This is a genomic window from Sphingobium sp. FW305-3-2-15-F-TSA7 (assembly GCF_058787155.1).
Map to the genome: position 1 here is coordinate 85,497 of NZ_JBYSZM010000010.1, position 12,486 is coordinate 97,982.

8 protein-coding genes are annotated in these 12,486 nt (G+C 63.9%); 1 reads left to right on the top strand and 7 read right to left on the bottom strand.

Translation table 11 applies throughout. The annotated features are described in order from the left end of the window. Nucleotides 1-22 precede the first annotated feature (22 nt). The 4 genes from moaC to AC3WN8_RS10000 are packed head-to-tail and all read right to left on the bottom strand — an operon-like array spanning nt 23 to nt 2,857. Nucleotides 23-490, bottom strand: a complete 468-nt coding sequence (gene moaC, locus AC3WN8_RS09985; RefSeq protein WP_492669257.1) for a cyclic pyranopterin monophosphate synthase MoaC — start codon at nt 488-490, stop codon at nt 23-25. Continuing rightward, on the bottom strand, nt 487-1,275 hold the full coding sequence (gene trpC / locus AC3WN8_RS09990; protein ID WP_492669258.1) for an indole-3-glycerol phosphate synthase TrpC: 789 nt from the start codon (nt 1,273-1,275) through the stop codon (nt 487-489). The genes moaC and trpC overlap by 4 nt, the downstream gene beginning before the upstream one ends. After that, nucleotides 1,272-2,267, bottom strand: a complete 996-nt coding sequence (gene trpD, locus AC3WN8_RS09995; RefSeq protein ID WP_492669259.1) for an anthranilate phosphoribosyltransferase — start codon at nt 2,265-2,267, stop codon at nt 1,272-1,274. The genes trpC and trpD overlap by 4 nt, the downstream gene beginning before the upstream one ends. Beyond that, nucleotides 2,264-2,857, bottom strand: a complete 594-nt coding sequence (locus AC3WN8_RS10000; RefSeq protein ID WP_492669260.1) for an anthranilate synthase component II — start codon at nt 2,855-2,857, stop codon at nt 2,264-2,266. The genes trpD and AC3WN8_RS10000 overlap by 4 nt, the downstream gene beginning before the upstream one ends. Nucleotides 2,858-3,338: 481 nt before the next feature. On the opposite strand from AC3WN8_RS10000, the gene AC3WN8_RS10005 reads away from it, so the two are divergent. Continuing rightward, nucleotides 3,339-7,370, top strand: a complete 4,032-nt coding sequence (locus AC3WN8_RS10005) for a YadA-like family protein (RefSeq protein ID WP_492669261.1) — start codon at nt 3,339-3,341, stop codon at nt 7,368-7,370. 105 nt (nt 7,371-7,475) lie between these two features. Here the strand turns inward: AC3WN8_RS10005 and AC3WN8_RS10010 are convergent, their stop codons facing one another. The 3 genes from AC3WN8_RS10010 to AC3WN8_RS10020 form a co-directional block, all read right to left on the bottom strand. Further along, a complete protein-coding gene (locus tag AC3WN8_RS10010; protein WP_492669262.1) occupies nt 7,476-10,043 on the bottom strand; it encodes a transferrin-binding protein-like solute binding protein in 2,568 nt (855 codons plus the stop codon). Nucleotides 10,044-10,057: 14 nt separating this feature from the next. After that, a complete protein-coding gene (locus AC3WN8_RS10015) occupies nt 10,058-11,380 on the bottom strand; it encodes a surface lipoprotein assembly modifier (protein WP_492669263.1) in 1,323 nt (440 codons plus the stop codon). 463 nt (nt 11,381-11,843) lie between these two features. Next, entirely contained in the window at nt 11,844-12,302 is a 459-nt protein-coding gene (locus AC3WN8_RS10020; protein WP_492669264.1) for a nuclear transport factor 2 family protein, read from the bottom strand. Nucleotides 12,303-12,486: the final 184 nt, after the last annotated feature.

Below are 12,486 nucleotides of genomic sequence, written 5' to 3' on the forward strand. Positions count from 1 at the left end.
GCCTGGCGGTCCGCGATCGCTCTCACGCCTTGTAATCGCCCGATTTGCCGCCGGTCTTCGAAACCAGCCGGACCGGGCCGATCTCCATCGATTTATCGACCGCCTTGACCATGTCGTAGATCGTCAGCAGCGCGATCGAGACCGCGGTCAGCGCTTCCATCTCGACACCGGTCTGCCCCGTCGTTCGCACGGTAGCAGTGGCATTCACCCCGCTGGCATCGGGCGCCAGATCGATCGAAACCGAGGATATCGGCAGCGGGTGGCAGAGCGGGATCAGGTCGCTGGTCCGCTTCGCACCCATGATCCCCGCCACCCGCGAGACCGCAAGCACATCGCCCTTCTTCGCCGATCCGTCGCGGATCGCGGCGGCGGCGTTGGCCGACATCGAGATCCGGCCCTTGGCCACCGCTTCGCGCGTGGTGACGGCCTTGTCCGACACGTCGACCATATGTGCCGCGCCCTCGGCGTCGAGATGGGTGAGCCGGCTCATGCCGCGCCGAGCAACCGGCGGGTTGCCGCCTCGACATCGGCCTCGCGCATCAGCGCTTCGCCGACCAGGAAGCAATGGACGCCGTGATCCGCCATCGCATCGAGATCGGCGCTGGAGGTCAGCCCGCTCTCCGCGACGAAGGTGCAGCCTTCGGGCGCACGACCGATCAGTTCATAGGTGCGTGCGAAATCGACGGTGAAGTCGCGCAGGTCGCGATTGTTGACGCCGATCAGCCGCGACCGCAGCGCGAGCGCGCGATCGAGCTCGTCGGCATCGTGCACCTCGACCAGCGCGTCCATGCCCAGCCGGATCGCCTCGGCCTCGATCTCGGCCATTTGCCCGTCGTCGAGCGCGGCGACGATGATCAGGATCGCATCGGCGCCCAAGGCACGGGATTCCGCGACCTGCCAGGGATCGACGAGGAAATCCTTGCGCAGGCACGGGATCGAGGCCGCATCGCGCGCGGCCGCCAGATAGCTGTCGTCGCCCTGGAAATAGGGAACGTCGGTGAGCACGGAAAGACAGGCCGCGCCTGCCGCTTCATAGGCCCGGGCATGGGCCGGTGGATCGAAATCGGCGCGGATCAGGCCTTTTGACGGGCTGGCCTTCTTGATCTCGGCGATCAGCGCATGACCATTCCGGGCCTTGGCGTCGAGCGCCGCCCGAAAACCGCGCGGCGGCGTCTGCGCGGCGGCGCGCGCTTCGATATCCGACAGGCTGGCCTCGGCCTTGCGGCGGGCGACATGGTCGCGCTTGGTGTCGCAGATTTCGGTCAGCTTGTTCATCGAAAGGCGATCCAGCAATCGAGCAGCGCGTTGGCAAGACCATTGTCGAGCACTTCCGCCGCCTCCTCGGCGCCTTCGCGCAGGGTCGCCGCGCGGCCGGCGATCACCAGCGCCACGGCGGCGTTGAGCAGCACGGCATCGCGATAGGGGCCGATCTCTCCCTGGAGAAGCCGGCGTAGCGCCGCTGCATTATAAGCGACATCGCCGCCGCGGATCGCGCTGGTCGGCGCGCGCGGCAATCCGGCATCCTCGGGGGTGATTACGTCACCCACCGTCACGTCGCCGATGCGGAAGACGCGGCTGGGGCCGGCGCCCGACACTTCGTCCAGCCCTTCCTCGCCCGAGACGACGAGCGCGGCGTCGGCGCCGAGCCGTGCCAGCGCGGTGCCGTAGATCGGCACATAATCGGGCCGGGCGATGCCGATGAGCTGGCGGGTGACGCGCGCTGGATTGGCGAGCGGCCCCATCAGGTTGAAGATCGTCCGCCGGCCGATCGCCTTGCGGATCGGGTGGATGCGCTTGAGCGCGGGATGATGGTTGACCGCGAACAGGAAGCAGATGCCGATCTCGTTCAGCGTCTCTTCCGCGGTCTCGCTGACCCGTGCCAGGTCGAGGCCCAGCGCTTCCAGCGTGTCGGCGGCGCCCGCCTTGCTCGATGCCGCGCGATTGCCGTGCTTGGCGACGGGCACGCCGCATGCTGCGATCACGATCGCGACTGCGGTCGAGACGTTCAGGCTGTGATGGCCGTCGCCGCCCGTGCCGCACACGTCGATCGCGCCCGCGGGCGCATCGATCGCGATCATGCGGTCGCGCAGCGCCTGCGCGGCCGCCGCGATCTCGATGCTGGTCTCGCCGCGTTCGGTCAGCGCGATCAGGAAATCGGCGATGGCCTGGTCGGAGACGCGCTGGTCGAGCAGGTCGGAAAAGGCCTGGGCCGCGGTCGCCTCGTCGAAGATGTCGCGGGGATCGGGAAGGCGGAGGATCGTGGTCATGCGCGCGCTTTTACCTCGAGCCCGGCCAATGCCATGAAATTGGCGAGCAGCGTGTGGCCATGCTCGGTGGCGATGCTTTCGGGATGGAACTGGACGCCGTGGATCGGCAATGTCGCGTGGCGGAAACCCATCACCGTGCCGTCGGGCGCGCGCGCATTGACCCTCAGCGCTTCGGGCAGCCCGTCTTCCGGCACGATCAGCGAGTGATAGCGCGTCGCGGTGAAGGGGGAGGGGATGTCGGCGAAGACACCGCTGCCGTCATGCGTCACCGGCGAGGTCTTGCCGTGCATCAGCTCGGTCGCGCGCACCACCTGACCGCCGAAATGCTGGCCGATCGCCTGATGGCCCAGGCAGACGCCGAGCAGCGGCTTGCCTGCGTCGGCGCAGGCGGCGACCAGCTCGAGCGAAATCCCCGCTTCATTGGGCGTGCACGGCCCCGGCGAGATCAGGAAGGCGTCGGCGCCGGAGGACAAAGCCTGCCCGGCGGAGATCGCGTCGTTGCGCACCACTTCCACCGGCGCCCCGAGTTCCATCAGATAATGGACGAGGTTCCAGGTGAAGCTGTCGTAATTGTCGATGACGAGGATCATGGCGGATCGGCCTTATCGGCTGAATGCCCGATGGGGAAGCACCTCTGACACCAGCGGCCGACAAGAGTCGCTTATCGCAGGTTGGTATGCGCCCGCACGCCCGCGTTCATGGACGAACGGGCTTGCCCCATGCCGAGTCGGTCAGGATGCCGATGGCGATTTTCCAGCAATCGATCGAATTATACGGCCGATCGAAATGGTCGAATGGGGTCGAGATGGTTACGAAGTCGCGTTCCAAATAAAGATGGACCGCATATTTCCGCCATTCATGTATTAACCCATTTTCGGTCAAGTTCATAAAACAAGTCAAAATGGTGTGTAATTGTAGCAACATCCGCTGAAAGTTCAGAAGTGAATTAACCTCTCATATACGACGAAGGAGGAAGATCGACACGTGTTCGAAGGAGTGGGGTCCGTGAGCAACGTGAAGAAAATTGTCTATTCGGCCGACGATATGTCCTGCGCGAACGGGCAAGTTCATATGGCCATGCCAGGGTCGGAACGTAATCGACTGGTCAGCAGCCTGAAGATCGCGACCGCGATCGCACTGATCGGCGGCGGCGCGGGGCAGGCTGCGGCCCAGACTTCGGTGGTCAGCGCCTGTTCCGGGGTCAGCCTGCCACGATCCGTCGTCACCGATATTGCGGGCGATGTGCTCACCCCCGTAATCGGCAAGGTCGAAAACACGCTCAGCCTGCTTACCCTGGGCCTCGTCAATCTCGGTCTGTCCACCTCGCTCAGCAATGCGTCGAAGGGGGGACCGATCAACCTCCTGGCGATCGGCACCGACGGCAAGGCGGTCGACCTGCTGACCAATCCCAATTGCCAGACGACCGCCGATTCCTTCTCGCTCGATACGCCGGCGGGCATCGCGTTCGGCGGCAATCTCATCACCGGCCTTGGTGCCACCGGCCAGACCGCAAGCGCTGGCGACCTGACCGCTATCGCGATCGGCAACAAGGCGAGCACCAGCGCGGGCGCGGTCGGCGCGATCGCGATCGGCCAGGGCGCCAGCGTCACTCATCTCGGATCGAGCGTCGCGCTGGGCATGGGCTCGACCGCGACGGGGGCGACGCTGGGCGACCAGGCTTATCTTGTCGGCGGCACCGCGGCGGCCGAAGTCAATATCGGCGATCGGCGCCTGACCGGCGTGGCCGCCGGCGCGGCCGATACCGATGCGGTCAATGTCGCACAGCTCAAGGCCGCGACGGCGGGCGCGCTCGGCGACGCGCTTCAGTTCAACGCCGGGGTCAGCGCCTATGACGCGGAACGCGCGGGTGCGCCGACGAAGATCACCAATGTTGCCGCCGGCACTTTGAGCGCGGCGAGCGACGATGCGGTCAATGGCGCGCAATTGTTCGCGACCAACACGCAGGTCTCGACCAACACCACCAGCATCAACAATCTCGATATCCAGGTCGGCACGCTCCAGGACGACGCGCTTCTATATAATTCGAAGATCGGCACTTATGATGCCGCGCGTGCGGGCACGCCCACCGGTATCGCCAATGTCGCGGCCGGCGCGCTCGGCGTGTCGAGCACTGATGCGGTCAACGGATCGCAATTGTTCGCGACCAATAATCAGGTTTCGACCAACACGACCAATATCGCGGGCAACACCACCGCGATCTCCAATATCGATATCGAGCTCGACGCCCTGAGCGCGCTTGCCGTCAAATATGATGGCGCCGGCATGGACGTCGTGACTTTCAAGGGCGCGGGCGGCACCCGGCTGACCAGCGTGGCGGCAGGCACGCTCGACGCTCTGTCGACCGATGCGGTCAACGGATCGCAGCTGTTCGCGACCAATCAGCAACTCGGCACCAACACCACCAATATCGCCAATCTCGATGTGGAGGTGAATGCGCTGCAGAGCGACGCGCTCCAGTATAATTCGAAACTTGGGGCCTATGACGCCGCGCGCTCGGGCACGCCGACGAAGATCGCGAATGTCGCGGCCGGTGCGCTTGGCGTGTCGAGCACCGATGCGGTCAACGGCGCGCAACTCTTCGCGACGAACAGCCAGGTTTCGACCAACACGACCAATATCGCGGGCAACACCACCGCGATCTCCAATATCGACATCGAACTCGACGCCTTGAATGCGCGCGCGGTCCAATATGACGGCGCGGGCATGGATGTCGTGACCTTCAAGGGGGCGGGCGGCACCCGGCTGACCAGCGTGACCGCGGGCACGCTCAGCGCCGCCTCGACCGACGCGGTCAATGGATCGCAGCTCTTCGCGACCAACACCCAGGTCGATATCAACACCACCAACATCGCTTTGATCAACAGCAAGATGGGCACGATCGACGCGCTGGCGGTGACCTATGACGACAAGTCTCGGACGGGGCTGACCCTGCTCGGTGCTGGCGGGACGACGATCGGCAATGTCGCGGCGGGTGTCGAGAATGACGATGCGGTCAATGTCGCGCAGTTGAAGGCGGCAACCGCCGGCCTGTCGAGCGACGCGCTGCAGTTCAACGCCGGCATCAGCGCCTATGATGCGCAGCGCGGCGGCGCGCCGACCCGGATCGCCAATGTGGCGGCGGGCGCGCTCACCGCGTCGAGCACCGACGCGGTCAACGGATCGCAATTGTTCGCGACCAACAGCCAGGTTTCGACCAACACCACCAATATCGCGAACAATACGACCGCGATCACCAATCTCGGCAATCAGGTGGCGACCAACACCACCAACATCGCCAATCTGACGATCGATATGGGCGCGCTGCAGGACGATGCCCTGCTGTTCAACACCAAGCTTGCCGCTTACGACGCGGCGCGCGGCGGTGCGGCGACGAAGCTCACCAATGTCGCGGCGGGCACGCTCAATGCGGCAAGCGACGATGCGGTCAACGGCGCGCAGTTGTTCGCGACCAATCAACAGGTCGATATCAACACGACCAATATCGCGCTGCTCAACAGCAAGATCGGCTCGGTCGACGCGCTGGCGGTGGCCTATGACGACAAGTCGCGGACGTCGCTGAGCCTGCTCGGCGCGGGTGGGACGACGATCCACAATGTCGCGGCGGGCGTCGACGACAATGACGCGGTCAATGTCGCGCAGCTCGACACCGTGGCGAACAGCGTCACGGCGCTTCAGGGCAATGCGCTGATGTTCGATCCCGTCGCCAATGCCTATAATGCGACGCGCGGCGGGGCCAGCCAGCGCATCACCGGTGTCTCGGCGGGCACGCTTGCCGCCGACAGCAGCGATGCGGTCAACGGATCGCAGCTGTTCGCGACCAACCAGGCCGTGGCTTCGCTCAGCACCACCGTCGGCCAGATCGGCGCGCTCGCCGTGCAATATGACGATAACAGCCGCACCAGCCTGACGCTCGGCGGCGCGGGCGGAACCCGCGTCACCAATGTCGCGGCGGGCACGGTCGGTGCCGGTTCGAGCGATGCGGTCAACGGCGCGCAGCTCCATGCCACCAATCAGGCGGTCGGACAGGTCGACGGGCGGGTGACCAATCTCGCCGGCAGCGTCGCCACCCATCTCGGCGGCGGTGCCACCGCCAGTGCCGACGGATCGGTCAGCGCGCCCAGCTATGCGATCGCCGGCATCGACGCCAATGGCAATGCGACCAGCCAGACCTATGACAATGTCGGTTCGGCATTGAGCGGGCTCGGCGACAGCCTGGCCAACGTCAATGGCCGCGTCGATGCGATCGCGGCGGCGAACGATCAGGCCGTCACCTATGACGGCGCGGCGAAGGATGCGATCACGCTGGCCGGGGCGTCGGGGACGAAGATCACCAACCTGGCATATGGCGACGTTACCGCCGATTCGTCGGATGCGGTCACCGGCGCGCAGCTCCATGCCGTGGGCCAGCAGGTCGCGACCAACACCACCAACATTTCCAATCTCCAGACCCAGGTTGCCAATATCCAGGTCGGCGGCAGCGCATATGTTCAGGTCAACAACACCGCCGGCAATCCCCACGCGTCGGCGACCGGAACCAATGCGATTGCCGTCGGCGCTGGTGCCGTGGCGTCGGGCGCCAACGGCGCGGCGATCGGCACCAACGCCTCGGCGCTCGCGACCAACAGCGTCGCGCTGGGCACGTCATCGGTCGCCGACCGCGCGAACAGCGTGTCGGTCGGTTTCGCCGGAGGCGAGCGCCAGATCACCAATGTCGCTGCGGGCGTCTCGTCGACCGATGCGGTCAATCTCGGTCAGCTCAACAACGGCTTGAACCAGGCGGTCGGTGTGTCGAACGCCTATACCGATGCACGCATCTCGGTTCTTTCCTTCGATCTCGGTCGCGTCCGCCGCGATGCGGAGGGCGGCACCGCCGCCGCGATGGCGCTGACCGCGATGCCCCAGGCCTTCGGCCCCGGCATGGGCATGTTCGGCATGGGCGTCAGCACCTGGCAGGGCGAAAGCGCGGTGGCCTTCGGCGTCTCGAAAGCGACGCCCGGCGGCAAGGTCGTGGTCAAGGCGGGCGCCACCTACAACACTCGCGGCCAGGGCGGCGCCAATGCCGGCGTAGGGTTCGTTTTCTGATCCGGGCGGGCAAGCGGGCGGCGGGGCCCTCTTCATGTCCGGAACGGAATGATGGCGGGGCGCCTGGCGCCCCGCCATCGATCTATTGAAACCGGAATGACGAAATTATCGTTTGGCTACGAACCCGCCGTTCAGCACCGTCCGCAACTGATCTTCTGAATATCCGAACACGCCGCCGATTTCGCTCCCGCTCGGCCCGTAGAACGAGCCCGTGATCGATCCGTTTCCGTTGCTGCCGGCTGTCAGGACACCGTTGAAGGTGGCACTGAAGATGCCGCCGGAAAAGTTGAGGTCGGCGAAGCTTTTCGCGCTTCCATCCGCGCGGTTGGTGCCGTTGATCACCAGTTTCGACGTGAAGCTGTTGTTGAGGAAATCCATCACGAAGCTGCTGGTGCCCGCCAGGTCATAAATCGCGCGCGTTTGCTCGGTCACTTGCGCGCCGTGACCATAGACGACGCCCGAGTATTTGGCAGTACCGGCCCGCGGCATGGCTGCCAGCGATGTCAGGCTGCCGAAGGTCATGAACCCGAATTCGTCATTGTCTTCCAGCCTGCCGCTCGTTCCGGGCGTATGGGCGCTCAGTTGCGCGAAGCTGGCATAAGTGAGCGCCAGTTCGCTGTTGCCCGTCTTGTAAACGCGGAAGGTGTAGTCCGTCGTGCCGGTCGAGCGCGTATAGACATCGAAACGCGCGTCAGAGGCCGCCGTATTCTTCTGCGCTTCTCCGAATGTCAGCTCAAGCGCAGGTTCAGGCGGCAGCCTGTTGGCCTGGACCGTATAGCTGTCCGCAGACGGGTTCCAGGTGAGCCGAGGGGCCAGGCTGGTCGGTATGATCAGAGCGAAATCACCCCGGAGCAACGGGATGCTGCCATGGGCTGGCGGGGCCCTGAGTGAGGCGGAATATCCACCGAGGAAGGTGGTCGTCTCGGTATAGTCCGCAAGCTTCCGACTCAACGCGCTGTCATCACGCGCGCCGAGCAGAGATCCGGACAGCGAGTGCGTACCCTTGCTCGCCGAAAAGGCGGCGCCGACTTCCTGCGCTGCCGGCCCGAAGAATCGGCCGCTCAGTTGGGCGTCGAATTTTCCGGCCTCGCGGAAATCGAGTTGCATCGTGCCGGAAAAGGCGTTGGCGTTTGACGAAAGCGTGGCCGTGGCGTTGAAGCCGCCGGGATCGTAGACCGTGGTGCTCGTCTGCTGGACCACGTTGGCCGATCCATTGGCTGCGATCGCACCGCTTCCGAAGTCGACAGTGAGTACGCCGGTGCCGCGCAGGCCGGAGGTACTGCTCAACTGGTCGGCTCTGACGAAGGCGCCGTTCAACTCAATCGCATAGCCCGCCGATCCCGTACGCGGAACCGCGGCAGCGGGCGTCTCATAGCCATAAACGATGCTGTCTATGGTGGTAGTCGACTGGTTCGACGACATGTTCGAACGCCGCAGCCAGTCAGCGCCACGCACATAAGTCAGGCTTGCGCCGTCATGGATCGTCAGTCCGTCGCCGCCTCCGGTGCCGCCTTGGTTGACGTAATCGAAACTGTGCATCGCGTCGGGCACGGAAACCATATAGTCGCCGCTCGCCGGATCATAATGGATCACCATCGACGTCTGCTGGGCGCTGTTGGATGATGGCCCGTGCGTGACGCGATAACCGGTTCCGGCATGGAATGTGCGGACGCCGCTGTCGTTGAACGAGGTCATATTGGCCATCGCCCCGGTCGATCGGCCCATCACCGTACCTGCGGCCACATCCGGTGTTCCGTACCCCTGTTCCTGGGCATGCCAGGCGCCGCCCAGTTCCTCCGCGGCCGGGCCGAAGAATTGGCCGTTGACGGCGCCGACATAGGTGGCGTTCTGATCGGTGAAGCGGACGGTGCCGGTGAAACCGTTCGATGCCGAGGACAGGCTGCCCTGGGCGATGAATTCGGTCTTTATCCCGGATTTTCCTTCAAGCGAGCTTGCGAGTGAAAAGACGCCACGGCCGAAATCGGCATCGAAATAACCGGCACCGGCCAGTCCCTCCAGCCCGCCCTGCGTCGTTCGCGCACCGAGCACGTCCACGGCATAACTGGCGCCGCCCGTCCGCGGGATGGCGGGTGTCGCCGTGGGAAAGCCGTAGACGAAGGCATCGAAGCTGCCGGTTCCCGTTCCGGCCGTGGCGCTGAGCACGAGCTTTTCCCAATAACCGCTTCCGACATAGCGATAGGTGAAATGACCGGACGTTCCCGCCTTGGTCAGGGTCAGCGTTTCGGTCGTCGTCGTGCCTGTGGTCCGGACATAGACGACGAGTTCGGGCGTGCTCTTTGCGGCATCGATATGTGAAGGCAGGAAGGTTTGCGTGCGGCCTGCCGTGGTGACTGTATAGCCCTTCGTTCCCGCATCATATGCCAGCGTGAGCGACGATGGTCCGGCGTTCGTCGCCGATGGCGGTGCCTCCGTCCCATGATAGGTGGCCGATCCGGTGGTCGAGATGGTTTGGAAGCTCTGTGTCGCCAGGTTGCCGAGCAGATCTCCCGTCGGTGTGGGCGTTGGTGTCGGAGTTGGAGTTGGAGTTGGAGTGGGTGTCGGAGTAGGCGTCGGTGTGCTGTTGACGCCGCCGCCGCCGCACGCTGTGAGCGCCAGGCTCAGCGCGGCTACCGACGATATCGAGACCAGTCTTTTGATACGCACGGACTTCATGGACTTTCCCCTGCCTAAAACGCCGATGTCACGCCGAATTCGGCGGCAACGCGGCGATAGTCGTAGATTTCGATGGAGGAGCGGTTGCGCTCCCATGTCAGGCGCACCATCGGCGCAAAACTGCCCAGGCTCAGCGCGCGCAGCGTGGCGGCGACGCTGGTGGTGAAACGATCCTCCACCCTGCGTTTCGGGTAGAGGAACAGCCGCTTGTCCGCCTCGAGATGGCTATACCCCAGCGATCCGACCAGCGTGGTGCGGCCCATCTCGCGGAAGAGGTAACCCGATACGCCACCGCTCACGAGCGAATAGCCGGGATCGCGGGCCGCTTCGCGATATCCATAGAACTGCAATCCACCGCCCAGCCGCGCACTGAATGCATGATCGACCCCGGCAGAGGCGGTGAAGTTGCGGCCGCTCTGCGCGGCATTGCGCTTGTTGGTGACGCGGCCAATCCCGCCGTCGAGCCGCAACTGGCTGCGCTTTCCGATCGGGTGCTGCAGGCTCGCATTGCCGCCGATGGTCGTGCTGTAGGGACCACCGCCATACCAGCGCCATGACGGGCCGAACGAGAATGTGATCTGATCCTTGCCCCACCGATATTGCGGCCCTGCCTGCAGGCCCAGGGTGATGTCGTTGAAATCCGCCTCGCGATAGAGCGAGCCCCTTCCCGAGGCGCGCACCAGCAGATCCGTGCCCGACCCGATCCCCAGCTTGAAATAGGCTTGCCCTTGCAGGTCCAGCCCCACGCCAGACTTCGCCTTGGCATCGTCGTTGAGCACGAAGTCGCCGATCACCGTGCCCAATGTGTCCGAGCGCGTCGCGCGATTGATGTTGCTGTCCGGCGCCAGCGCCACCTGGATCGAACCGCCCACCGGTTTCTGGGCATTCAGCGCACGCGAATAAAAGCGCACCAATTGTTCGACGGCGGGCGGAAGCCCGGCGGCTTCGGCTGCGCGCAATTCGCGCCGTGCCGCGCCGAGATTGCCGAGCATCGCTTGCATGCGTGCCAGTTCCAGCCGTACGCGCGCCGTGTCCGGCTTGTCGTCCAGAATTCGACGGAATTCGATCGCGGCATCAGAATAGCGATGAAGGTCGTCGCTCAGCATCATGCCCAGACGAAAGCGCGCCTCGCTACGGATTTCGATATCGTGATCCTGCGTCAGTGCGCGATAGGCGGTTTCGGCGGTGCCGAAATCGCTGCGCGCGCGCGCGGCATCGGCTAGTGCGAAGACCTGCGCGGCAGATAGATTCGCGCTCGTGGGGCGATCCGCGGGGACGCTCCCGCGTTCCGTTTCATTCTGTGCGCTTACGCTACTCGCCAGGCCCGCTAGGACCACCGCACTCAAAAAACGATATACTAAAATACGCGCCCCTCGTTTGGGCCGGCATTACTTGGTGGGGTCACGATTGTCCACAATCAGACTGCTGTTTACGTGGAAAGGCAAGCGGATGGATGATGGAATCAAGAGGTGTCACATTTTTTGATTTTTGCATGTAAGTGATTTGGAATGTTGGATCATGCAATAAGTGAGGTAGAAAATAGAATTTAGCGAATATTATCAGAATAATAGTGAATATGCTGTGTATATTAAGTAATTTCACTGGGTTTTTGAAATATATCTCGCGAACTTCTTCGGTTGGCGGTCGGGGTCGGATTATATTGTTTACAGAGTTTTAGTTTACGTATCTGGCCGGCGATCGTTGCAAGTATACCGCAGGTCTTGGTCCCGTACGGATCGCGCGTCGGCCCATGGTGCGGATGACTGGGGGTGGCCGAAAACGGGTTTGGCATGCGAGCCCCTATTTGGCAGGCGGCACCTTGGTCGAATGATAGAATTCGAAGCGCCAGCCCGCCGGGGTGCGGCTCAGCACCGCGGATTCGAGCCAGAGGGTCGGCGTCGCATTGATCTTGCCGTCATTTTTCCACACCGACCAGGCGGTGTTGCAGGCGACATGCGTCTCCACCGCGCCGATGCCGAATTCCAGAGTCGCGCCCTTCTGCTGCGCGCCGCCGACCATCGCGAACAATTCGGGCCCGGTAAACGCCTTGGCGACGTCGAAGGAATGAAAGCCGGGCGTGGTCATCGCCGCCGCCGCCGCCAGGTCGCGCCGCTGGATCGCCGCGAAGAAATCCTTGACCATGGCCGCGACGTCGGCCTCGTCTGTCGCCTTGCTTACGCATGTCTGCTTCGCGGCCTGTGCGCCCGTGGCCATCATCAGTAGCGCGCAAGCCGCGGCAGTGAACAATACTGAGCGCATCCTCTTTTCCTTTTCGAATTTCGGGCAGGAGGAAGCACCGCGCGACGTCGCCCGTCAAGGCGGGATCGCTTCGGGGCGTGCCATTCGCGATCGCGTGCGGCGGATGCGGATGTCGCGCGTCGACCGATGCGAATTGTCCATCGAAAACTTCGGCTTAATTCCCGATCGATCCGCGTATAGATCG